The organism is Streptomyces sp. SID8374, assembly GCF_009865135.1.
In the GTDB taxonomy this organism is placed as follows: domain Bacteria; phylum Actinomycetota; class Actinomycetes; order Streptomycetales; family Streptomycetaceae; genus Streptomyces.
In genome coordinates, this window is sequence record NZ_WWGH01000001.1 from 5,215,591 (window position 1) to 5,239,231 (window position 23,641).

Below are 23,641 nucleotides of genomic sequence, written 5' to 3' on the forward strand. Positions count from 1 at the left end.
GCCCGTCTGCGTTACGGGGTCAGCCCGCGGTGCCGCAGGGCTCCCCGGCCTTGATGTCCTGCACGGCCGGGCCGAGGTCCGAGAGGACGGCCGAGGCGTCGGTGGTCTCGTTGCGGAGCCGGACCTGGACGCTGGGCTCGCGGCCGTGGGTGGCGAACATCTTGGCGGTCCGGTCGTCCGCGGGCGTCTGGGCGACCCAGTCGACGCCGCCCTCGTCGATGCAGTCGCCGCCGGCCTTCGGCGCGGGCATCCCGCAGTACACGATGACGTCGCCGTCCCCCCAGGCGGCGGCGCCGGTCACGTCCGATCTCTCCAGCTCGTACCCGCCCAGCTTGGCGGGGAGCTTGCCGGTGAGCGTGGTGCAGGCCGGACTGCCCGAGAAGGGCGGCTTGGTGAGGTTGTAGCCGGACGCACCGCAGCCGGCGAGGAGTGCCGTACAGGCGGTCAGGGCGGCGGCGAGGCGCAGCGGCCCGTGGATGTTCCTGGTCAAGGTGTTCCCCCGTGCGGGTGATGTGATGATCAGTGCAGAAACCTACCGCCCGGCACCTCCCGCACCGCCGCCGGATCCGTTAACAGCCAGGCAACTTGGCCGTCGCCACACCGATATACGGACGCCCCATGCTGGACAACGTACGGCCGTGCGGGTGCCGTGGACCGGCCGGAGCGTCGTCTTGTCGCTCCGGCCGGTCGCCCGTTTTCCGGCCCCGACCCGTCGGACACCCTCCAGGGCCAGGCCCTAGGCGCCGGTCAGCCCCAGCGACCGCTTGAGGAAGTCCACCTGGAGCAGCAGCAGGTTCTCCGCGACCTGCTCCTGCGGCGTCATGTGCGTCACCCCGCTCAGCGGCAGCACCTCGTGCGGCCGCCCGGCCGCCAGCAGCGCCGAGGAGAGCCGCAGCGCGTGCGCGACCACCACGTTGTCGTCCGCGAGCCCGTGGACGATCATCATCGGCCGCACCTGCTCGGCGGCGTGGGAGAGCCCGTCCTCGGTCATCAGGGCGTTGTACGCGTACACCTCGGGCCGCGCGGCCGGGTCGCCGAGATAGCGCTCGGTGTAGTGGGTGTCGTAGAGCCGCCAGTCCGTCACCGGGGCGCCCACCACGGCCGCGTGGAAGACGTCGGGGCGGCGCAGCACCGCGAGGCCGGAGAGGTAACCCCCGTACGACCAGCCCCGGATGGCGACCCGGTCCAGATCCAGCGGGAAGCGGCCGGCCAGTGCGTGCAGGGCCTCGATCTGGTCATCCAGGGTGAGGACGAAGTCGTCCCGTACGGCCTTCTCCCAGGCGGGCGAGCGGCCCGGCGCGCCGCGCCCGTCCGCCACGATCACCGCGAAGCCCTGGTCCGCGAACCACTGCGAGGTGAGGTACGCGTTGTGGGCGGCGACCACGCGGCGGCCGTGCGGTCCACCGTACGGATCCATCAGTACCGGAAGCGGACCGTCCGACTCCTGGTAGTCCGACGGAAGCAGCACGGCGCACGGAATCCGCCGTGCGCCCCCCTCGGTGAGCGTGGGCCGGGCGGCGAGCACCGGCTCCTGGGCGTGGCTCGCGATCCGGACCAGCCGCTTGCCGTCCCGGAGGACCCAGGCGGCCGATCCGGGCTCGTCCGGAGTGGCCGAGACCAGTACGGTCAGACCGCCCGAGCGGACGGCGGAGTGCACACCCACCCCTTCGGAAATCCTCTCGATTCCCAGCTCGTTGACCCGGTACACATGGCTCTCACCGGTCTCCGGCGCGGCCGCCTCCTCGCCCGCCACGGCGGAGACGAGGATGTCCGACTCCCCGATGTCCAGCACCGCCTGGATGTGCAACTGCGCCCCGGTCAGCGGCCGGTCACCGACGGCCAGCACCCGCGCGCCGCCCTCGTCCGCGATCCGCACGAGCCGCCCGTCCGGCGCCCACGCGGGCACCCCGCCGAACAGATCCAGCCACACCGGGTCCTGGTCGACATGGACGACCCGGGTCTCACCCGACTCCGGGTCCACGGCCAGATACCGCTGGCTGCGCTGGTCACGGGCCTGCACGAGGAGCAGCGGGGCCCCCGCGGAGGACCAGTGCACCTGGGCCAGGTACGGGAACGCCGCCCGGTCCCAGACCACTTCCGTACGGGCCCCCTCCAGGTCCACCACGAAGAGCCGCACCTCGGCGTTGGGCGTCCCCGCCGCCGGATAGGCGACCTCGGCCGGCTTGCGCTCCGGGTGCGCGGGATCGGCGATGAACCAGCGCTGTACGGGGCTGTCGTCGGCCCGCGCCACCAGCAGCCGGTCCGAATCGGGCGACCACCAGAAGCCCCGGAAGCGGTGCATCTCCTCGGCGGCGATGAACTCGGCCAGACCGTAGGTGACATGGGCGTCCTCCGGCTCCGCCAGCGCCCTGTCCTCCTCGCCCTCGGCGCCCACGACCCGCAGCGCACCCTTGGAGACGTACGCGATGAGGCGCCCGTCGGGGGAGGGGCGCGGGTCGATGACCGGGCCCGGAACCGGCAGCGCCCGCGCGGTTCCGGCCCGCAGCTCGGCCACGTACACCTTTCCGGACAGGGCGAACGCGGCCAGCTCGGCCGCCGCGTCCACCGCGTAGGAGACGATTCCGGCCGACCCCTCACGGGTCCGCTCGCGCCGCGCCCGCTCCTGCGGCGACAGCCGCTCCGCCGAACCTCCCAGCAGCGCCTCGGGGTCCGCGACGAGCCGCTCCTCGCCGGAGGCCGGGTCGAGGACCCAGAGCCGGTTGGTGCGGTCGGTGCCCGAGGTGGAGCGCAGGAAGATCACTCGCGTCTCATCCGGTGAGACGGTGAAGGCGCGCGGTGCGCCGAGAGTGAACCGCTGGGTCCGTGCGTGCTGGCGGGGAAAGGACAGCTTCGGTGAGGTCATGGCCCCGAACTTAGCCTCGCGCAGCGGTCCGTGCGCCCCTCGTGCTGCTGTGCCCCGATCAATGCGTTGGCACGGATAGTTATGATCCGTAGCGCTCGGTGGGTAAGAACCCGTCGACTCCGTGTATCCCCGTGTCCCCGTCCCGACCGTACTGATGGAGGTGAACCGCCGTGGCGCTCTCGATTTCGGCGGTGGTGCTGCTGGCGATCATCGTCTTCCTGCTGATCCGGAAATCCGGACTGAAGGGCGGACATGCGGTGGTCTGCATGCTGCTGGGGTTCTACATCGCCAGTTCGTCCGTGGCTCCGACCATCTCGGACCTGACGTCCAACGTGGCGGGGATGATCGGAAGCATCAAGTTCTGACCGCGTGCATGCGCCTTCCGACCGCGTGTACCCGGTTTCCGGCCGGGTACGCCCACGGCTGACGCGGTCGGCGGGGAGGGGGGGACACCGGGGCCCGCCGGGCTCGTAGGGTGGTCCCCATGAAGGACCTCCCCGCCCGCCGTCTGCTGCTGGTGCACGCGCATCCGGACGACGAGTCGATCAACAACGGCGCCACCATGGCCAGGTACGCGGCCGAGGGCGCCCACGTCACGCTGGTGACGTGCACGCTGGGCGAGGAGGGCGAGGTCATCCCGCCCGTCCTCGCCCACCTCGCCGCCGACCGCGACGACGTCCTCGGCCCCCACCGCGTGGGCGAGCTGGCCGCGGCGATGAAGGAGCTGGGCGTCGCCGACCACCGCTTCCTCGGCGGCGCGGGCCGGTTCCGGGACTCCGGAATGATGGGCACCGAGCAGAACGAGCGCCCCGGCGCCTTCTGGTCCACCCCGGTCGACGAGGCGGCCGCGCCCCTGGTCGAGGTGATCCGCGAGGTCCGCCCCCAGGTCCTGGTCACCTACGACCCCGACGGCGGCTACGGCCACCCCGACCACATCCAGGCCCACCGCGTCGCGATGCGCGCCGCCGACCTGGCCGCCGACCCGGCGTACGGCACGGGCGCCCCGCACACCATCGCCAAGATCTACTGGAACCGCGCCGAGCGGGCCGTGGTGGAGGCCGCTTTCGACCGCCTCCGCACGACGGCGCCGGACGCCTTCCCGGGCATCGCGGCGGTGGACGACGTCCCCGGGGTGGTCGACGGGGACGAGATCACGGCGGAGATCGACGGATCGGCGTACGCCGGGGCGAAGGCGGCGGCGATGCGCGCCCACGCGACGCAGATCGCGGTGGACGGCGGGGACGCCTTCTTCGCGCTCTCCAACGACTTGGGCCAGCCGCTGCTGACGGCGGAGTGCTACCAGTTGGTGCGGGGCGTGCCGGGGGCCGACGGGGGAGCGCGGGAGGACGACCTGTTCGCGGGGGTGGCGGAGGCGGGGGTGGCCGCTGGGACGGGCGCCGATGCGGGCGCCGGGACGGCTGCCGATACGGGTGTCGGGACGGGTGCAGATGCGGGTGTCGAGACGGGTGTTGGGACGGGTGTAGATACGGATTCTGTACGGGGTGGGGCTTCCGGTTCCGCTTCGGGCGCCGGAACGGGTTCCGCTTACGTGACCGGCTCGGGTTCCGCTTCGGACGCCCGGCCGGGTTCCGCATCTGCTCCTGCTTCGGGTCCGGTCGACGGTCCTGCCTCGGGTTCCGTGTCGGGGGCGGGCGCATGAGCGGGAACCCCGGCAAGGGCCGTGACCGCGCCAGCGCGCCGCGCACCGGTGCCTCTCGCGCCGACGGAGCCCGTACCGCCGCTTCACGTACCAAAGCGGCACGCTCCGGCGCCACCGGCAGCAACGCCCCACGGACCAACGCGCCCCCCAGGGTGCCGGAGGGCACCGGCTTCACCGCCCGGCCGAACCCGGCCCGGATCGCTGCCTACTTCGGGCTCGCCGTACTCGGCGCCCTCGTCGCGCTCGCCGGAACGCTCGTCCAAGCGGCGTGGTTCCCGGGCGGGTTGATCATCGCGCTGGCGGGATCAGCGGGCCTCTTCTACGGCGGCCGGATCCTGACCGGCACCCAGATCGGCGCACTCGCCCCGGCGGTCGGCTGGTTCATCACCGTCTTCCTTCTGCTGTCCGGCCGGCCGGAAGGCGACTACGTCTTCGGCGACGAACTCGGCCTGGTGCTCTTCATGCTCGGCGGAACCGCCGTCGCTGTGATGTGTGCCACCACCTCGAAAGTGCCGCAATCAGCCACGCGCAATGGCCGGTCCGGTATCTGAAGTGCTAAGTCCGCGCCCGGAATGCCCCCCACAGGTGTGATGCCGAGGTGGAGGTTTCCCCCGGTCGCGGAGTGTCCTACGGCGGCGGCCAGTATGGTGGTGCGCGCGCCGAGCCGTCCCCTGGCCTGCGGCATGGGGGAAGTACGGGCGGCGGAGCCAATCGGGAGAACCTGCTTTGAGTCGTGAAACTGACAGTTCGTCCTCCGGGCCCCAGGGGCGCGGTGGAGCCGCGTACCCGTCGGGTACGCCGCCGTACGGATCCCGCCAGTATTCGTCGCCGGCCGGCTCGGACGAGACCCCGGAATCCGTCGATCCGCCCCGGCCCGAAGAGCCGAAGACCGAGACGACGCTGACGACGCGCATCCGGATCAACATCCCCGGGTCGCGTCCCATCCCGCCGGTCGTGATGCGTACGCCGATGGCCGAGAGCGACATCGCCGCCGGCCGTTCCGACGCGGAGCGCACCGGCAGCACTCCGCGCCCCGGCACGCCTCCGTCCGCGCCTTCAGGCCTGACGGGCGGCGCGTCGGGCGGAACCGGTGCGTCCGGTGGCCCGTCCTCCCCGTCCTCCGCGCAGCCCCGGGACGGCGGCTCCACGGAGGCGTCCGCCGCCGCCGACGAGCCGGCCAAGGCGAAGAGCGGGAGCGACTGGTTCGCCCCGCGCAAGAGCCCGGCTCCGGCGCCCGCACCGGCTTCCGGTACGGGCGGTGCGCCTGGTTCCGGTGGTGCGCCCGGTACGGGTTCCGGCGGCGCGGGCCCTCTCGGCGCGGGTGCGGGCTCCGGCGCTCCGGGTGGCTCCGGCCTGCCCGGCCCGGCGGGCCCCGGTGGCGGCCCCGACGACGGCGGCCGGGCGCGTCCCGACCTGCCGTACTTCTCGGACGCCGCTCCGCGCCCCGGCGGCGGCCCCGGCACGTCCGGCTCCGGCCTCCCCGCCCCCGGCATGCCCGGCTCCGGCAGCGCCCTGGACGGCTACAGCACGGAGCCGCCCGGCGCGGGCCCGCGCTCCACGCCCGACCTCGGAGTCCGTACGCCGGGTTCGCCCGGTTCACCCGGCCCGTCCGGCCCCACCACGGGCCCCGTCACCGGCACCTCGTCGCTGACCCCGAACCTCGACGGCGTTCCGGGCCTCGGCGGCCCCGGCCCGATGGTCCCGGGCACCCCCGGAGGCGGCGTACCGCCCCGGCTCTCCGACGACACCGCGATCCTGACGCCGCAGTCCCCGGGACCCGACGCCGACTTCGGCCCCGGCCCCGGCGGCCATGTCTCGGGCGACACGCTGACGAGCGGCATCCCCGTGGTGCCCAGCGAGCCCCGGACGACGTTCCCGGGCAGGCCGGACACCGGCGGCACCGGCGGCCCGTTCGCGGGCGGCCCCGGTGGCGCGGGCGGCCCGTTCCCCGGCGGTCCGGGCACGGCAGCCCCCTCGCCCACCCCCGCCGCCGCGCGCCCCGCACCGACCCCCTCCGCCCCCGCGAAGAAGGGCCGCTCCAAGCTGGTCCTCCTCGGCGTGGCCGCGATCGTGCTGCTCGGCATCGCCTACGGCGCCGGCCTCCTGCTGAACCACTCCGAGGTCCCCAAGGGCACCACCGTGCTCGGCGTCGACATCGGCGGCGGCACGAAGGAGGAGGCGGTCGCCAAGCTGGACGCCGCGCTCGGCGAGCGGTCCCAGGCGCCGCTGACGCTGTCCGTGGACGGCAAGGAGCAGAAGCTGGACCCGGAGAAGGCCGGTCTCACCCTGGACAGCCAGGAGACCGTGCGCGGCGCCGCGGGCAGCGACTACAACCCGGTCTCGGTGATCGGCTCGCTCTTCGGCGGGGCGCGCACCGCCGACCCGGTGATCCCGGTCGACGAGGAGAAGCTCGGCGTCGCGCTGAACGATCTGGCGGGCACCGCAGGTTCGTCCCAGGACGGCACGATCCGCTTCGAGCCGAACAAGGCGGTCGCGGTACCGGGCAAGCCCGGCAAGACCCTGGACGTCGGCCAGTCGCTGATCTCGGTCCGCGACGCCTACCGCGCCCAGGTCCAGACCGGTCAGGCCAGGGTGGTCGAACTGCCCGTGGCCACCAGGGAGCCCACCATCACCCAGGCCGAACTGACCCGGGCGATGAAGGAGTTCGCCGAGCCCGCGATGTCCGACCTGATCACCATCAAGGCGGGCCCGAAGCAGATCCAGTTCGGCCCGGCGCGTTCGCTGCCGCAGATCCTGTCGATGAAGGCCGTGGACGGCCGCTTGGTCGACGTCTACGACAAGAAGGCGATCGAGACCCTCCTGGACGGCGTCTTCGACGGCATCACGGCCGTCAAGGCCGACGGCCAGCAGCACCCGGTCGGCCCGGACGACGTGGCCCAGGCCATGAAGACGGCCCTGACGGGCAAGACCCCGGCAGAACGCACGGTAACGATCGACCTGACCGGCGAGGGCTGACCCACCCGCCCGCCGTACGCACCCTCCGCAGCCCCCACCCGGACACCCCGGGCGGGGGCTGCGCCCGTTCCGTCCCCGACAGGCGCCCCGCCCCCACCGGGTCGATGATGGAAGACAGGACGGGGACCGTCGGAGGCTGGGCAGGGCCGGAGCATGGCCGTGTGGCATGTGCGGGATTTCGTGGCCGAGGATCTTGAGGGCGTCGTGCGCCTCGACGGGGAGAGCCGTACCAGTGGGCGGCCCGCCGTGTTCCGGCTCTCCGAAATCGTCGCCGCGCTTCAGGGGCGTAATCCCGGGGTCGTCGCCGTGGCCGACGGGCATCTTGTGGGGGCCGCCGTGGGGCGGATCGAGGGGGACCGGGCCTGGGTGCTGCGGGTGGCGCTGCATCCCGCCTGGCGCAATCTCGGGCTCGGGACCGCGTTGCTCTCCGCGCTGGAGCAGCGGATGCGGGCCGCCGGGGCGGTGCTCGTCGCGGCGGTGCTGCCGGAGGACGAGACGGGGGCCGCCGCGCTCGTGAACTCCGGGTTCAGCCGGCATCGGGGGCTGACCTACTACGAGAAGGCCCAGTCCGTGACCGCCGAGGGGTCCGCGGTCCTCTCCTCGCTCGGCGCCACCGTGCCGCCCGCCGGGCTCTGGGAGCGGCTCGCCGGGATGGCCGACGCGAAGGAGCTGGTCGAGAGGCGGCTCGTCCTGCCGCTGGCCAACCCCGAGCTCGCCGACGAGCACGGCGTCGAACCGCCGCAGGCCGTCGTCCTGTTCGGGCCCCCGGGCACCGGCAAGAGCACCTTCGCCCAGGCCGTCGCCTCCCGGCTCGGCTGGCCCTTCGTGGAGCTCTTCCCCTCCCGCCTCGCCCTGGAGGACGGGCTCGCCAACGGGCTCGGCCGCCGCTTCGAGGAGATCGCCCAACTCGATCATGTGCTGGTCTTCATCGACGAGGTGGAGGAGGTCGCCGGGACGCGCAACCTCGCCGATCCCGTCTCCGTGGGCGTCGTCAACGAGCTGCTCAAGTCCATCGTGCGGTTCCGCGACCGCGACGGGCGGCTCCTCATCTGCGCCACCAACACCGTCGCCGCCCTCGACCCGGCCTTCCTGCGCCACGGCCGGTTCGACTACGTCCTGCCCGTCGGCCCGCCCGACCACGCGGCCCGCAACGCGCTCTGGGCCAGCTACCTCGCCCGGACCGGCGCCGAGGCCGACACCGCCCTCCTCGCCGACGCCAGCGAGGGGTTCACCCCCGCCGACATCAAGCAGGCCGCCCGGACCGTCGCCCAGGCCGTCTTCGAGCGCACCCTCGACACCGGGACCCGGGCACAGCCCACCACCGAGGACTTCCTGCGCACCATCAGCCGCACCCGGCCCACCGTCACCACCGAGATGGCGCTGGAGTTCGCCGATCACACCATCCGGTACGGGCGGACCTGAGGGCACGGGAGAAGATCCGGTACGGGCGGACCTGAGGGCACAGGAGAAGGCAGCGGAGCGGGGCCCGGCGCTCATCAGCAGCCGGGCCCCGCTCCCGTACAGGTCTCGCGATTATGGGAAGGACACCACCTGCGAGGGGATCGTGTCCGTGCCGGACGTGGGGGATCCGACCTCGTTGATCACGTGCTCGTACTGTCCCTGGCCGCCCAGCGAGACCACGATCAGGCTGTGGAACTTCACGCCCGGCTTCACCGGGGCCTTGAAGCCGTGGCCCTGTACGATGGTCGGGTCGACGTTGTAGAAGCAGTAGCTGCCCATGCCCCAGCCCTCGTGCTCCTCGACCGAATCGTCGACCCGGTAGGCCGCGTAGCCCTTGGTGTCGCCGTTCTGGATCGCCTCCTGGTTGGGGGCGTCGTACGCCTTCTCGTTCTGGAAGAAGATCGTCCGGCCGCGCTCGCCGTACCACTCGACGTCGTACTTGTTGAAGTGCTCCACGAACAGCCCGGTGGCCAGCACGTCGTCACCGTTGACCCGGACCCCGTAGTCGGCCCGGTTGGTCTCCCAGCCCCAGCCCTCGCCGTGGTCCGCGCGCCACACCCAGGTGTGGTCGATGATCGTGTCGTCGCTGTTGACGACGATGCTGGTGGTCGCCTTGCCAGGGCCCGCGCCGCCGATCCGTACGAACACGTCCTGGAGCGACGTCGGGTTGGCCGCGTGATCGGCCGAGGCGTTCTCGGGGCCGACCTCGATCAGCGTCTCGGAGTTCACCGGGCCCGCGTCGACCAGGAGGCCCGCGAGCTTGACGCCGTCCACGTCACCGACCTTGATCGCGGTCACCCCGTTGTCCGGGATGATCGTCGCGAGGCCCAGGCCGAGGGCCACGGTGTCGGGGCGGTTGATGGTGATCGGCTCGTCGACGTGGTAGACGCCGGGGGTGAAGAGGAGGTGCAGGCCCTGCTCCACGGCCGCGTTGATGGTGGCGGCGTCCGCCCCCTCCTTCACGACGTAGAACTGGTCCAGCGGGATCGACTCACCCGCCGGTGTGCCGTTGGCCCAGGACACACCCCGCGCGTTCTCCCGCTTCTGCGGGACGAAGACCTTGTAGTCGTCCCCGTCGAGGTAGAGGAACGGCTTCTCGCGGGAGATGGGGGTCGTCTGGAGCGTGGTGTACGGCGGCTCCGGGAAGCTGTTGGCCGGTGCGCCCTCGACGCCCGAGAACGTCATGTTCCAGACGCCGTTGGTCCAGCCGCCCACCGAGCTGTCGCGCGTGTACCACTGCTGCTGGGAGTACGGCCCGACCTCGCCGTCGATCTTGCTGTCGGCGATGTAGCCGCCGCTGGCCCAGCCGTAACCGTCGGGCGCCAGGTTGAGCCCGCCCTTGACGTGCATGCGGCGGAAGGGGGCCGCCTGGGAGACCGCCCACCGGTTGGTGCCGTTGACCGGGTTCAGCGTCAGATTCTCGGCCGAACGCCAGAAGTTCTGCGTGGCGTTCCCGTCGAACCAGCCCGCGTCGACCGTCACATCGCCGTTGAACGTGGTGTCGTTCGGGTTGAGCCCGAGGCCCGCGATCGAGGTGTAGAAGCCGATCTGCGCGTTGATGTTGTCGTACGTGCCCGGCTTGAACAGCAGCGCGTAGCGGTCGAGGCCGAACTGCGCGGACTCCTGCTTCTTGAAGATCTCGTCGACCTTGCCCTGGATGTCAGGCGTGGAGGGGTCGAAGACATGGACGTTCGGTCCCAGGTCACCGCCGCCGGGGATCGCCTGGACCTGCTGGGACTCTTCGCCGAACGCTGTCTGGGCGGTGGGGACGGCCATGAGCAGCGATACGGCGAGCGCGGCGAACCCGAGGGCCTTGGACCGGCGGTGCCTGCGCGGTGCGGAGCGTGGTGCGGTGCTTGGTGCGGTGGGGGGAGCATGCATGAAGGTACGTCTCCTGGGTCGTGGTACGCGTGCACGACGGACGGGCGGGAGAGCGCCTGTGGGGGAGAATGCGAGAGAGCGCTCTCTCGTTACGGTGATGTTTCCCCGGTGGGCCTGTACGCGTCAAGAGGTGTGCGGGATGTGTCTCGTGGGAGAGGTCGGATTCGCAACAACTGACGTCAGTGGTGCGGCGATTGGCCGACTTCGTACGCAGTTGGGGCGCTCGTTGACTTCATGAACTGATGTCCCGCGTGTGTGCCGTGGGCCCCCGGCGGCGCGAGGCCGGACGAGCGGGCGTCCGGCACAGGGGGGACCATGGGGCCATGAGCTCGCCCGACGCCGGTCCGCCGCGCCCGCCCCGCGACGAGCACCCGCCCCAGGACGTCGGCCGACGGATCAAGGTCTGGTTCCGCTTCGTGCCGCGTGAGGACTGGCTGCCGTACGACACCGAGGGGCTGTGGGCGACCCGGCTGAGCGCCGACACCGCCCGCCTCGACAACGTGCCCTTCCTCCAGGACGGGGTCGCCGAGGGCGAGACCGTACGGTTCACGACCGACGCGGACGGGGTGCACTGGGCCACCGGGCGGGTCGCCGACTCGGGCAACATCACCGTACGGGTGCTGCCCGTGCCGGACGGTCCGCTCGGGCGGGACGCCCACGCCGTACATGCGCGGTTCGCCCCGTTCGGGCTGGGCGGCGAGGTCTTCAGCGCGGAGTTCCCGCTGGTCGCGCTGACCGTGCCGGGCGGCGCGGACCTCCGGGCGATCAAGGAGCTGCTCGTCCGGGGGCAGGACGAGGGGTGGTGGCACTTTGAGGTCCCGTGCTCCACGGAGGCGTGGCGGGAGGCGTAGGGGCGGGGGCCGCCTGGGTCGTGGGCCCGGGGCGGCCCGCGAGCCCGCGAGCCCGTGAGCCGACGAGCCCACGAGCCCACGAGCCCGCGAGCCCGTGAGCCCGCGACGTCCACGAGCCCGCGAGCCCGTGAGCCCGCGACGTCCACGAGCCCGCGAGCCCGTGAGCCGACGGGCCCGCGACGTCCACGACGTCCACGACGTCCACGACCCCAGGTTTACGGTTACGGAGTCGTCGGGTCCGTCTCCGTCTCCCCCTCCGCCTCTCCGATCTTCCGGATCACCCGGGCCGGGTTGCCCACCGCGACCACGTTCGCCGGCAGGTCCTTCGTGACCACCGCGCCCGCGCCGACCACGGTGTTCTCCCCGATGCTCACCCCCGGGCAGACGATCGCCCCGCCGCCCAGCCACACGTTGTCCCCGATCGTGATCGGCTGCGCGGCCTCCCACTTGGCGCGGCGCGGCTCGGGGTCGATGGGGTGGGTCGGCGTGAGGAGCTGGACGTTGGGGCCCATCTGGACGTCGGCGCCGATCGTGATGCGGGCGACATCCAGGAACACCGCCCCGAAGTTGACGAACGTGCGCGGGCCCACGGTGATCTGGTGCCCGTAGTCCACCCGCAGCGGCGGCCGGATCTCGGCGCCCTCGCCCAGTTCGCCCAGCAACTCGGCCAGCGCGGCGCGGCGGGCCTCGGGGTCACCGGCCGACGTGGCGTTGAAGCGCTCGTTCAGGAGCGCCGAGCGCAGGGCGTCCGCCGCGATCTCCGGGTCGTCGGCGAGGTACAGCTCGCCCGCGAGCATGGCCTCCCGCTGGCTGACCGGCGCCTTCTTCGCTTCGTTGTCGGGGGAGTTGGGGGTGTCCTGGCTGGTCACGAGGTCGTCGTCTCCTTCGTTTCCTTCGTACGGGGTGATGCGTCGGGTGATCCGTCCCTCCGCAGTCTGCCTGCCGGTCCCTGCCCCCGTCCCGCCCGCAGCCCCGGCGCCAGGGCCACCGTCACCGCCAGCGAGAGAGCCGCCACCGCCGCCATCCCGGTCCCGGGCGAGGTCAGCTGGGCGACGGACCCCGCGACGGCCGCGCCCACGCCCTGCATCGCCAGCATCCCCGAGGAGCTGAGCCCCAGCGCGTGGCCGCTCAGCTTCTCGGGCGTGAGGGCCATCAGCCGTTCCTGGAGCAGCAGGCTCGCGCTGAACCCGACGCTCGCCAGCACCACCGCGACCACCGCCACCGGCACCCCGGGGTTCAGCGCGAACACGAGGTACGGGGCGGCCAGCAGCAGCCGCAGCGGGGCGCCGAGCCGGGCCCGCCACCGCCCCGGTACGAACCGGCCCACCAGCGTGTCCCCGGCCAGCATCCCCAGGGCCCCGCAGGCGAAGAGGAGCCCGGCGTGCGCGGGCGCGTAGGCGATGTACAGGGACTCGCACCCCACCACCAGCCCGTTGGGCACCCACAGGGCGAGGTAGACGGAGCGGCGCGGCCCGGACGACCAGAGCAGGGCGTTGGTCCGCCAGGTCTCCCGGACCGAGGCCCGGCCGGTGGCGCGGGGCGGCCGGGCCGTGAGGCCGAACCGGGCGAGGGCGGCGGCGGCGACGTACAGCGACGCCCCCACCAGCAGCGTGCCGCGCGCCGACAGGGCGGTCACCAGCACCCCGCCCACGGCGAACCCGACGATCTGCATGGTTCCCGTCGACATGTTGAGCACGGACCGGCCGAGCAGGAAGCCCCGCTGCGGAAGGATCTCGTTGAGCAGCCCGTACCGCACCCCGCCGCCCAGCGAGGAGGCCACCCCGAGCCCCAGCAGGACGGCGAAGGCGGCCCACAGGGGCAGGCCCGGGGCCGCCTGTACGCCGGTGCCGAGCGCGAACAGCAGCGCCAAGCCGGCCAGCGTGGCGCGTGGCGGCAGCCGGTCCGCCGCCGAGAGGAGGGTGAGGGCTCCGGCGACCTGCGCCAGCGACGGGCCGAACATGGCCAGCGCCGACAGCAGCGGCGAGCCGGTCGAGGCGTACACGAGGGTGCCGAGGGCGAGGCCGCTCGCGGTCTGCGCGGCCACCTGCACGGAGGCGGTCGCGAAGAGCGGGAGGAACTCCGGGGTGCGGAAGAGTTCGCGGTAGGTGCGCATCAGCGGAGTGTGCGAGGGCGCTCTCCGGGGTCGTTACTCTTTCGCGGAGAGGCGAAACGTAGCGCACCGCTCGCCGATCTCCGGTGGGGGCGCGGAACGGGGCTTGGCGCCCGTCGCTCCCTCGCGGCCACCGGAAGCGGAACATGGCTCGCCGCTCCGTCGCGGTCCCCGGAAATGGAACGCCGCCCGCCGCCCTCCCGCGGCGAGCCCGAACATCAACACCAGGGAGCGCCCATGGGCTGGTGGCAGATCAGCGCCGACACCCTCGCGAGCAGCCGCTTTGTCGTCTCCCCGCTCGCCGAGACCGTCGCGAGCCTGCGCACCCTGGAGCGGGCCGCCGCCGCGCATCCGCGCGAGCGTGCCTGGCTGGAGCGGTGGCTGCCCGCCTACCGGCGTCGGCAGGCCGGGCACCCGCTCGCCGCCCGGATCGTCCGCGCCGCCTTCACGCCCCGCTGGAGCGCCGACTTCCTCACCCCGGCCCCCGTCCCCCGGCCCGCGGGGCAGGAGCCGGACACGTTCGCGCAGGAGCTGGAACGTGTACGGGCTACCCCACCCGAGCAGGCCCGCGCCGATCTCGTCGTGACGCTGCGCGGGCCGCTGCCCGGCGCGCTGGACCGCGACGACCTGCCCCGGCACAGCGCCGACCTCCTGGAGTGGGTGTGGACGCACACCGTGGAGCCCGAGTGGCCCGCCCGGCGCCGGGTCCTGGAGGCCGATGTGATCGCGCGGGCCGCCCAGTTGAGCCGGGGCGGGTGGGCGCGGGCACTCGACGGGATGCGGCCGGGGATGCGGTGGCTGGGCGGGAGCCGGCTCCAGATCAACACGTACGACAACCCGCCGCGCGAACTGGACGGCGCCCAGCTGGTGTTCACCCCCGTCACCGCCGACGCCAGCTGGGTCTGCTGGGACATCCCGTACCGCTACGGCGTGGTCTACCCGTGCTCGGGCGCCCTCGCCGACTCCGGGCGCAGCCCCGTACCGCAGGCGCTCGGCGCGCTGATCGGCCCGGCGCGGGCGGGAGTCCTCGTGCTGCTCGCCTCGCCGCTGTCCACCACCCAGCTCACCGCGCTGACCGGTCAGGGGCTGGGCTCCGTAGGCCGCCACCTGCGGGTTCTGCTGGACGCGGGGCTGGTGCGGCGCCGCAGGGACGGGCGGTCCGTGCTCTATTTCCGTACGTCGGCCGGGGACGGACTGGTGCGCGCCGCAGGCTGAACGCGCCCCGCGCGCGCCCCCGCCCGCAGCAGGGAAAGCACCGTTGCGCGATGCGGTCCGCATGGATCGTGCGCATGTATGAGTCGTGACATCGGTGACTATTGGCGGTGCTCATCGTTGTGACAATTTCTCTCTCGCCAGCAACGACCGAGCGAGGGGAATGTCGTGAATCCGGAGTACGCCGCGTACTGCCAGGCGGACCGCCGCTTCTACGACGCACCCCACCGTTCCCTCGAGGACGGCGCCGAGGAGCGCACGTTCTTCGCACCGGTCCAGGGCGCCGCACCCCAGGGGTGGACCCGCTCCCGGCGCGGCGACTGGCTCTCCTACAGCCCGGACGGGCTCCGGCTGCCGGCCCAGGGGTGGAAGCTCCACATATCGGCCGCCGCCGACAACGCCGCGTCCGTGCTGGAGCGGGTCGCCAAGCACTGTCTGGCCCACCGGCTGCCCTTCAAGTGCGTACCGTCGCCCGGCCTGTTGAACCTGCGGAACTCCAAGTACGCGGACCGGGCGGGGAGCGGCAAGTTCATCACCGTCTACCCGCACTCCGAGGACACGTTCCCCGAGGTGTGCGCCGCGCTGATGAAGCTGCTGGAGGGCGAGCACGGCCCGTACATCCTGAGCGATCTGCGGTGCGGGAACGGTCCGGTGCACACCCGGTACGGGGCGTTCGCCGCCCGGTTCTGCACGGGCCCCGACGGGCGGCCCGTGCCCGCCGTCGCCGACCCGCAGGGCCGCCTGGTCCCCGACGACCGGGGCCCGGCCTTCCGGATACCGGCCTGGGTGACCCCGCCGGACTTCCTGAAGCCGCACCTCGAAGCCCGCGCCGCCGTCGGACTCGGCGATGTGCCGTACACCGTCGAGAAGGCGCTCCACTTCTCCAACGGCGGCGGGGTCTACCTCGGCCGCGACACCCGCACCGGCGAGCAGATCGTCCTCAAGGAGGCCCGCCCCTACGCCGGACTCGCCGCCGACGGGGCGGACGCCGTGGCCCGGCTGGAGCGGGAGCGGACCGCGCTGGAGCAGCTGGCCGGACTGGACTGCGTACCGGCCGTGCACGACGCGTTCGAGGTCGGCGGCCACCACTTCCTCGTCCTCCAGTTCATACCGGGCACCACCCTCAACACCGTCTTCGCCCGCCGCTTCCCGCTCGCCCGGCGGAACCCGTCCCCCGAGCTGCTCGCCGAACACGCGGCGTGGGCCGAGGAGTTGTACGGGAAGGTCGAGAGCGCCGTCGAGGCCGTGCACGCCCGGGGCATCGTCATCAGCGACCTGCACATGAGCAACGTCATGGTCGACGAGGAGACCTCCCGGATCGTCCTGCTGGACTTCGAGGCCGCCTCCCCGGCCGGTGACCGCCGCCGCCAGATCGTCGCCAACCCGGCCTTCGTCGCCCCGCCCGACCGGCGCGGCACCGAGATCGACCGGTACGCGCTCGCCTGTCTGCGGCTCGCCCTGTACCTGCCGCTCACCACGCTCTTCGGCATCGACCGGACGAAGGCCGACGGCCTCGCCCGGGAGATCGCGCAGATCTTCCCGGTGGCGGAGGAGAGCCTGCGGCCGGCGGTGGAGGAGATCCAGCGGGGCGCGGGAAAGCCCTCGTCACCGCCGCCCGCGCCCGGTGACTGGCCGGAGAGCCGTGCCGCGATGGCCCGCGCCATCGCCGCCTCCTGTACGCCCGAGCGCGAGGACCGATGTTTCCCGGGCGACATCGCCCAGTTCGCCACCGCGACCGGCGGCCAGTCCTTCGCCTACGGGGCGGCCGGGGTCCTCTACGCCCTGCACGAGACCGGCGCCCCGCGCTGCGAGCCGGCCGAGGAGTGGCTGGTCCGGCAGGCCAAGGACCCGGCCTCCGGCTCCCCCCTCGGCTTCTACGACGGCCTCACCGGCATCGCCTGGACCCTGAACCGGATCGGCCGCACCGCCGAGGCCGCCGACCTCACCCGGATCGTCCTGGAGCAGCCCCTGGAAGGGCTGACGCCGGGACTGCACAGCGGGTACGCCGGTATCGGCCTCGCCCTCGACGACCTGGCCCGCACCGCCTCCGCCGCCGACGCCCCGGTGCTCGCCGCAGCGGCCGGCCGCTGCACCGCCCTCGCCGTACGCGCCCTGGCCGACGGCCCGCCCTCACCCCGCACCGGCCTCCTGCACGGTGCGACCGGAGTCGCCCTGCTGCTGATCCGGCGGTACGGGACCACCGGGGACACCGCCCTCCTCGACCTGGCGGCCGCCGCCCTGCGGCGCGACCTGGACCGGTGCCGGGCGGGCGACGACGGCGAACTCCTCGTCGTCGAGGGCAAGCGGCTGATGCCCTACCTCGGAGCGGGCAGCGCCGGTATCGCGGCCGTCATCGACGCCTACCTGGCCCACCGCCCCGACCCGGAGCTGGAGGCCAAGGGCCGCGCCCTGCTCCCCGCCGCGCTCTCCGCCTTCTACATCCAGCCCGGACTGCTGCGCGGCTCGGCCGGACTCCTCCTGCACCTGGCGGCCACCCCGCTGTGCGACGAGGAGACCCGGCAGCGGGCGGTCCGCCTGCACACCCGCCTCCTGGCCGGTCACGCCCTCACGTACGAAGGCGGACTCGCCTTCGCCGGTGAGCAGTTGATGCGGCTGTCGATGGACCTGGCCACCGGGACCGCCGGCTGCCTGCTCGCCCTGGGCAGCGCGCTGGACCCCGCGCCGGGCCCGCCCACCACGCTTCCCTTCCTCGCCGCCGCTCCACAGGCGGCCCACCCCGGCCGCGCGAGCGGCCCCACGGACCGGCTCCTTCAGGAGTCGTAGCACCACAACCGCTCAACACCCAGCCGGAGCAACGGGTTCCGGTTACCGTCCCAGAAAGGAAACACCATCATGGCGCTTCTTGACCTTCAGGCGATGGAGACCCCGGCCGAGGAGAACTTCGGCGAGCTCGCCACGGGCAGCCAGGTCTCGCTGCTGGTCTGTGAGTACAGCTCCCTCAGCGTGACCCTCTGCACCCCGTGACACCCCGCCGCCCGCTCCGCCGGTGATCCCACCGGCGGGCCGGGCGGCCCGTCCGCCGGTCCCGAGCGGTTCATCCGCCCGGGACCGGCGGCGTCCGTACGCCAGCCGATGCCGCCAGCCCATATGCGCTGCCGCGAGCCGGAAGGGAAGACCACGTGCGGCTGAAACCCCGCCCCGCGACCGTGTCCGGCACCCGGCGGCTCGCCCGGCGCCACCCCGCCGCCCTCCTGGCCCTGTTCCTCTGCTCCACCGGCGGCGCGCTCGCCGCCCTCGCCCTGCCCGCCGCCCTCGGCCACACCGTCGACGGGCTCGTCGGCGGCGGACCCGTGCCCTGGTCCGGGCTGCTGCTCTGCGCCGTACTGACCCTCGCCGAGACCGGGTTCGACGCGGGCGCGGCCGTTCTCGGCACCAGCACCACCGCCCGCCTCACCGCCCATCTGCGCACCCGCACCACCGCCCGGGTCCTGGCCGCCGAACCGCGCGCCGCCCTCGCCGTACCGACCGGCGACCTCACCGCCCGGCTCACCGCCCGCACCGCCGACGCGGCGGCCGCACCCGTCACCGCCGCCGGAGCCGTATCGGGCGTCCTGCTCCCGCTCGGCGCGGTGGCCGGCCTCTTCCTCATCGACCCCTGGACGGCGGCCGCCTTCCTCCTCGGCGCGCCCCTCCTCGTCGCCCTCCTGCGCACCTTCACCCGCCGCACCGCCGACGCCGGGGCCGACTACCAGCGCGCCCAGTCCGTCATCGCCCACCGCCTCACCGAGGCCCTCGACGGCGCCGACACCATCCGGGCCGCCCGCACCGGCGCGCGCGAGTACCGCCGCATCCTCGAACCGCTGGGCGCCCTGGCCGACCACGGCCGCCGCACCTGGACCGTGTACGGGCGGGCCTCCGGCCAGAGCGCCCTGCTGCTGCCGCTCCTCATGCTGCTGGTCCTCGCGGTCGCCGGACTCCGCCTCGGCGCGGGCGCGATCGGCGTCGGCGACCTCGTCGCCGCCTCCCGGTACGCGGCCCTCGCCGTCGGCATCGGCGCCCTCACCGGAGCGCTCGGCGCCCTCGCCCGCAGCCGCGCCGCCGCCCGCACCCTGGACCCGCTGCTCACCCTGGACCCGCTGCCGCACGAGGGCCTGGGCCCGGTCCCCGGCGGCCCGGGCCGCCTCGAACTCCGGGACGTGGGCGTCGTACAGGACGGACAGCCCCTGCTCACCGGCGTACGCCTCACCGTCCCCGGCGGTACGTCGCTGGCCGTCGTCGGCCGCTCGGGCTCGGGCAAGTCGGTGTTCGCGGCTGTCGCCGGACGGCTCATCGACCCGGACACCGGAACCGTGCTCCTCGACGGCGTACCGCTGACCGCCATGGACCCCGCCCTCCTGCGCCCCGAGGTCGCCTACGCCTTCGCCCGTCCCGCCCTGCCCGGCGCCACGGTCGAGGACACGATCGCCTTCGGGCCGTGGACCGCCGACCCCGAGGCGGTACGGGACGCGGCCAGGGCCGCCCGCGCGGACGGGTTCGTCGGGCTCCTCCCGTACGGCTACGCCACCCCGCTCACCGAGGCCCCGCTCTCCGGAGGCGAACGCCAACGCCTGGGCCTGGCCCGCGCGTTCGCCCACCCGGGCCGCCTGCTGATCCTGGACGACGCGCTCTCCGGCCTCGACACCGTCACCGAGCACCACGTCCGCCGCGCCCTCGACGAGCGGGCCGGGCGCTCCACCCGCGTGATCGTGGCCCACCGGCTCTCCTCGGCGGCCCGCGCGGACCGGGTGCTCTGGCTGGAGGACGGCCGCGTCCGGGCATCCGGGCCGCACGAGGAGCTGTGGGCCGACCCGGAGTACCGGGCGGTGTTCCGTACGGAGGCGGGGGAGGCGGAAAGGAAGGCGGAGGCGCTGCCAGGGCCGCCGCGCACCGAAGCGACGGCGATGCAGGAGGCGGAGGCCCGGTGAAGCCGCCAAGGCCATCCCGACCGGCCAAGGGCGACGCCCGCCGCAACGGCGCCCTCACCCGGGTCACCCGCGACGCCCGCCCCTTCCTCCGCGCCCGCACCGGGGTCGTCCTGCGGCTGGCCAGCTGGTCCCTGCTGGAGTTCGTCCAGACCTTCCTGGGCGGATTCGGCGTCGCCAGGGCCCTGGACCACGGCTTCCTCGCCGGACGCCCGCTCACCGGCCTCCTCTGGCTGGCCGTCGCCGCCGCGGCCGTGCTCCCCGCGCAGCTCGCCACCCGGGGCGTCTTCGGACGCCTCGCGGACCTGGTGGAGCCGCTGCGCGACGGGCTGGTGCGGCGCGCGGTCTCCCGGGCGCTCTCCGGCGCCCTCGCGCACCCCGCCGACACCACCGCCCGCTCCCTCTCCCAGGTCACCCATCAGAGTGAGATCGCCCGCGACGGCTGGGCCGGACTCGTCCTGACGCTGCGGTCGTTCGTGTTCACCGTGGCCGGGGCCGTGGCGGGGCTGCTGGCCCTGGAACCGAGACTCCTGCTGATCGTGCTGCCCCCGCTGGTCCTGGGCGCCGCCCTCTTCCTGGCCACCCTGCTGCCGATGGCCGCCCGCCAGCGCGACTACCTCACCGCCGACGAGGCGTACGCCGCCCACGCGGGCCGGACGACCGCCGATCTGCGGGACATCGCCGCCGCCGGGGCCGCCGACCGCACGGTGGCGGAGTCCCGGGTCCTGGCCGAGGACCAGGTCCGCGCGGCCCGTTCACTGGCCCGCTGGTCCGGCGTACGGGTGGTGGCGCTGGCGGTCTGCGGCCGCTTCCCGCCCCTCCTGCTGCTCCTCGGCGCCCCTTGGCTGCTCCGCAACGGCCTCACCCCCGGCGCACTGGTCGGCGCGCTCACGTACCTCACCCAGGCGCTGGCCCCGGCGGTCCAGGCGCTGATGACCATGCTCTCCACGGTCGGCGGCCGCCTGCTGGTGGTCCTGGACCGCTTCACGGACGCGCCGCCGCCCCCGGCCGAGGACAGCGACGGAGACCGACGGCCACCCGCCCCCGCCGAGGGCACCGCCGACGACCGGGCACCGCTCCCGAAGGGACCCGCCCCCGTCGCCGAACTCCGGGCCGTCACCTTCGCGTACGGCCCTGCCGCGCATCCCGTCCTGGACCGGCTCTCGCTCACCGTCGACCCCGGTGAACACCTCGCCGTCGTCGGGCCGAGCGGCAGCGGCAAGTCGACGCTCGCCGCCGTCCTCGCCGGGGTGGAGACGCCCACCGGCGGCTCGGTGCGGTGGCACGGGCGGCCGGTGCGCGGGGCCGACGCCACCTCCGTACGGGTTCTGCTGCCCCAGCACGCGTACGTGTTCACCGGTTCGCTGCGGGACAACCTCCGCTACCTCCGCCCCGACGCGAGCGACCGGTCCGTCGCCGCCATGATCGACGCGCTCGGCCTGGATCCCCTGATCTCCCGGCTCGGCTCCCTCGACGCGCCCCTCGAACCGGACCGGCTCTCCCAGGGCGAACGCCAGCTCGTCGCCCTCGGCCGGGCCTATCTGGCGGCCCCGCCCCTCACCGTCCTCGACGAGGCGACCAGCCGCCTCGACCCGGCCGCCGAGACCCGCGCCGAGCTGGCCTTCGCCGCGCTGCCCGGCGCCCTGGTCGTCGTCGCCCACCGCCTCAGCTCGGCCCGGCGCGCCGACCGGATCCTCGTGATGGACGGCCCCCGCACCTGCTGCGGCACCTCCGCCGAACTGCTGCGCACCTCGGCCCTCTACCGGGACCTGGCCGGACTCTGGGAACCGGACGAGGAGCCCCGGCACACCAACGGCGAACCGGACAGCCGGCCCCGTGGGAACGGGCTCATATCCACCCCGCCTCCTTCGCTCTTCTGATCGCGTCGACCCGATTGCGCGCCCCCGACTTCCGAATGGCGGCGGCGAGGTAATTGCGTACCGTCCCCGGGGTCAGATGCAGCCGCTGCGCGATTCCCGAGACGGTTTCCCCGCCCTCGGCAAGGGACAGCACGCTCAATTCCCTGGGGGATAAGGGCATGTCGGCCACCTGTAACAGGCTGAAGGCAAGTGACTCGTCGATATGCCGTCCGCCGTCGGCCAGTTTGTGCATGACCTCGGAGAGATCGTCCACCGGACGGTACTTGTCGATATAGCCGCGGGCCCCCGCCTCGTAGGCCCGGCGCAGCCCGCGCGGCCGGTCGCTGCGGGTGAGCACCGCCAGCGGACAGCACCTGCCGTGCGGTTCGGCCAGGGACCTCACCTCCTCCAGGACGTCCAGTGCGTCCGGACAGTCGAGGTCGGTGAGGAGCACATCCGGCCCTGGGGCCGGCCCTGTGCCTGCGAGTGCCGAACGTATCGCGCCCCGGTCGGCTGTCCGTACGTCTATTCCCTGCCCCGAACCGAGCAGGGAGGCGAGCGAAGCGCGCCACAGGGGCACGGTGTGGACCAGCAGAACGGTTGTCATCAAGCTGCCCTCGGCTTTTCTCTCCTGGCGCGCGCACTACAGGCGTATCGCAGAATGCGATGGCGTGTGCGCGTCGGGTGACGGGTCTCCAGTGGAGCGCATGAGCATTCGGGTACGCCGACGAATTGGCGGATTCCCGTGCCTGATGGGCGCGGATGGGGGCGTTCGGATGTACATCGGGAGCGCACGGAGTGTCGGACTGGCCGGAACCGGCTCTCCGGGGTTCGGCCATGGACGACGGCAAGGTGCGGTTTCCAGCCGGAATGCGGCCTGCTTTCGGCCAGGTTCGCCACCGCCCCGCCCCGGGGCCTCAGTTCAGCAGCGCCCGCGCCGCCTGGGCCTTGCGGCGGACCGTCTCGGCCGTCGTCGGTTCGATGGTCTCCAGGACCTCCGCGTACTCCTCCATCTCCGCCGCCCCGCGCTGGAACTCCCCGCGCTGGACCAGGAGCTGGGCCCGCTCGTAGCGCAGCCGCGCCGGGTGCGAGGGCAGGAGCAGCGAGAGCTCCACCGCCCAGAGGGCCACATCCGTGCGCTCGGGGCGGGCGGCCGCCCAGGCCCTGATGTTGTTCAGGATCCGCAGCACGATCTCCAGCGGCCGCGCGGGCGTCAGCATGGACGGCTCGAGCCGTGCCCCCGTCGCCGCGGTGACCAGGAGTTCCGCGTCGTCACCGGTCAGCGGCGCGCCCCCGGTGAACGGATCGACGAGCACCGGCTGCGCCGGGTCCCCGAAGCCGACGACGAAGTGGCCGGGCAGCGCCACCCCGTAGACCGGGGCGCCGGCCCGCCGGGCGACCTCGATCCAGACCACCGAGAGCAGGATCGGCAGCCCCCGGCGGCGCCGCAGCACCTGCTGGAGGAGCGAGGACTCCAGCCGCTGGTAGTCGCCGGAGGAGCCGCCGAACTCGAACCGTTCGCCCAGCAGTTCCGCCAGCGCCGAGGCCCAGCCGGCGGCGGAGCGGGAGCCGTACGGCAACAGCCCGGCGAGCCGGTCCAGTTCGATCTGCGCCGCGTCGATCCCGTACGGGTCGGGAGAGGCATGGCCCGGATCGACCGGGCGCGGCTCCTCCGGACCGACCGGGCCCGCCTCCGCGCCCAGCAGCAGGCAGAGCAGCGCCAGATCCGGCCGCTCCGACCGGGCCTCCTCGGCGAACTGCCGCCGGCGGTCGGCCGTACCGGAATCCTGCGCGCTCATATGCGACCCATGCCCCTGCTCGTCCCTGCTGCTGGCTGCCCCCGCCC

Annotated in this window: 17 protein-coding genes and 1 pseudogene; 11 read left to right on the plus strand and 7 right to left on the minus strand. The window is 73.6% G+C overall.

The window, feature by feature from the left end; genetic code table 11:
• Window positions 1–19 precede the first annotated feature (19 nt).
• Both GTY67_RS23350 and GTY67_RS23355 read right to left on the minus strand, forming a co-directional pair.
• Complete coding sequence (locus tag GTY67_RS23350; protein WP_161279869.1) at window positions 20–490, minus strand: DUF3515 family protein; 471 nt, start codon at window positions 488–490, stop codon at window positions 20–22.
• Between the two features lie 246 nt (window positions 491–736).
• Window positions 737–2,863: a prolyl oligopeptidase family serine peptidase gene (locus GTY67_RS23355; protein WP_161279870.1), complete on the minus strand. Its 2,127-nt coding sequence runs from the start codon at window positions 2,861–2,863 to the stop codon at window positions 737–739.
• Window positions 2,864–3,033: 170 nt separating this feature from the next.
• Here GTY67_RS23355 and GTY67_RS23360 point away from each other — a divergent pair, with 170 nt between their 5' ends.
• From GTY67_RS23360 to GTY67_RS23385, 5 genes and pseudogenes are all read left to right on the plus strand, one after another.
• A complete protein-coding gene (locus tag GTY67_RS23360; RefSeq protein ID WP_015611142.1) occupies window positions 3,034–3,228 on the plus strand; it encodes a hypothetical protein in 195 nt (64 codons plus the stop codon).
• A 119-nt stretch (window positions 3,229–3,347) separates the two neighbouring features.
• Window positions 3,348–4,238 (plus strand): annotated as a pseudogene (mshB, locus tag GTY67_RS23365) (N-acetyl-1-D-myo-inositol-2-amino-2-deoxy-alpha-D-glucopyranoside deacetylase); the annotation flags it as partial.
• Window positions 4,239–4,519: 281 nt separating this feature from the next.
• Window positions 4,520–5,074: a DUF6113 family protein gene (locus tag GTY67_RS23370; RefSeq protein WP_093685996.1), complete on the plus strand. Its 555-nt coding sequence runs from the start codon at window positions 4,520–4,522 to the stop codon at window positions 5,072–5,074.
• 175 nt (window positions 5,075–5,249) lie between these two features.
• Window positions 5,250–7,499, plus strand: a complete 2,250-nt coding sequence (locus tag GTY67_RS23380; RefSeq protein ID WP_202461541.1) for a hypothetical protein — start codon at window positions 5,250–5,252, stop codon at window positions 7,497–7,499.
• A gap of 153 nt (window positions 7,500–7,652) precedes the next feature.
• Complete coding sequence (locus GTY67_RS23385) at window positions 7,653–8,921, plus strand: bifunctional GNAT family N-acetyltransferase/ATP-binding protein (protein WP_161279873.1); 1,269 nt, start codon at window positions 7,653–7,655, stop codon at window positions 8,919–8,921.
• 111 nt (window positions 8,922–9,032) lie between these two features.
• On the opposite strand, the gene GTY67_RS23390 is transcribed toward GTY67_RS23385, so the two are convergent.
• Window positions 9,033–10,841 carry a coagulation factor 5/8 type domain-containing protein gene (locus tag GTY67_RS23390; RefSeq protein ID WP_161279874.1) on the minus strand — a complete coding sequence of 603 codons (1,809 nt, stop codon included), beginning with the start codon at window positions 10,839–10,841 and terminating at the stop codon, window positions 9,033–9,035.
• A 323-nt stretch (window positions 10,842–11,164) separates the two neighbouring features.
• Between GTY67_RS23390 and GTY67_RS23395 the strand changes: the two genes are divergently transcribed.
• Window positions 11,165–11,692, plus strand: a complete 528-nt coding sequence (locus GTY67_RS23395) for a DUF4265 domain-containing protein (RefSeq protein WP_093692439.1) — start codon at window positions 11,165–11,167, stop codon at window positions 11,690–11,692.
• A 221-nt stretch (window positions 11,693–11,913) separates the two neighbouring features.
• Here GTY67_RS23395 and GTY67_RS23400 read toward each other — a convergent pair whose 3' ends face one another.
• Entirely contained in the window at window positions 11,914–12,489 is a 576-nt protein-coding gene (locus GTY67_RS23400) for a sugar O-acetyltransferase (protein ID WP_093692478.1), read from the minus strand.
• 68 nt (window positions 12,490–12,557) lie between these two features.
• Entirely contained in the window at window positions 12,558–13,805 is a 1,248-nt protein-coding gene (locus GTY67_RS23405; protein ID WP_161279875.1) for an MFS transporter, read from the minus strand.
• A gap of 234 nt (window positions 13,806–14,039) precedes the next feature.
• On the opposite strand from GTY67_RS23405, the gene GTY67_RS23410 reads away from it, so the two are divergent.
• The 5 genes from GTY67_RS23410 (at window position 14,040) to GTY67_RS23430 (ending at window position 21,816) form a co-directional block, all read left to right on the plus strand.
• Window positions 14,040–15,017, plus strand: a complete 978-nt coding sequence (locus GTY67_RS23410; protein WP_161279876.1) for an ArsR family transcriptional regulator — start codon at window positions 14,040–14,042, stop codon at window positions 15,015–15,017.
• Between the two features lie 165 nt (window positions 15,018–15,182).
• Window positions 15,183–17,798, plus strand: a complete 2,616-nt coding sequence (gene lanKC / locus GTY67_RS23415; RefSeq protein WP_161279877.1) for a class III lanthionine synthetase LanKC — start codon at window positions 15,183–15,185, stop codon at window positions 17,796–17,798.
• A 69-nt stretch (window positions 17,799–17,867) separates the two neighbouring features.
• Complete coding sequence (locus tag GTY67_RS23420; RefSeq protein ID WP_093692443.1) at window positions 17,868–17,999, plus strand: SapB/AmfS family lanthipeptide; 132 nt, start codon at window positions 17,868–17,870, stop codon at window positions 17,997–17,999.
• Between the two features lie 155 nt (window positions 18,000–18,154).
• Window positions 18,155–19,939, plus strand: a complete 1,785-nt coding sequence (locus GTY67_RS23425; protein ID WP_161279878.1) for an ABC transporter ATP-binding protein — start codon at window positions 18,155–18,157, stop codon at window positions 19,937–19,939.
• Window positions 19,936–21,816 carry an ABC transporter ATP-binding protein gene (locus tag GTY67_RS23430; protein ID WP_161279879.1) on the plus strand — a complete coding sequence of 627 codons (1,881 nt, stop codon included), beginning with the start codon at window positions 19,936–19,938 and terminating at the stop codon, window positions 21,814–21,816. Before GTY67_RS23425 ends, GTY67_RS23430 begins: the two co-directional genes overlap by 4 nt.
• Here the strand turns inward: GTY67_RS23430 and GTY67_RS23435 are convergent.
• Both GTY67_RS23435 and GTY67_RS23440 read right to left on the minus strand, forming a co-directional pair.
• Window positions 21,785–22,402, minus strand: a complete 618-nt coding sequence (locus GTY67_RS23435) for a response regulator transcription factor (RefSeq protein ID WP_093692446.1) — start codon at window positions 22,400–22,402, stop codon at window positions 21,785–21,787. The genes GTY67_RS23430 and GTY67_RS23435 overlap by 32 nt on opposite strands.
• A 310-nt stretch (window positions 22,403–22,712) precedes the next feature.
• Window positions 22,713–23,594 carry a transglutaminase-like domain-containing protein gene (locus GTY67_RS23440; RefSeq protein ID WP_161279880.1) on the minus strand — a complete coding sequence of 294 codons (882 nt, stop codon included), beginning with the start codon at window positions 23,592–23,594 and terminating at the stop codon, window positions 22,713–22,715.
• Window positions 23,595–23,641 lie beyond the last annotated feature (47 nt).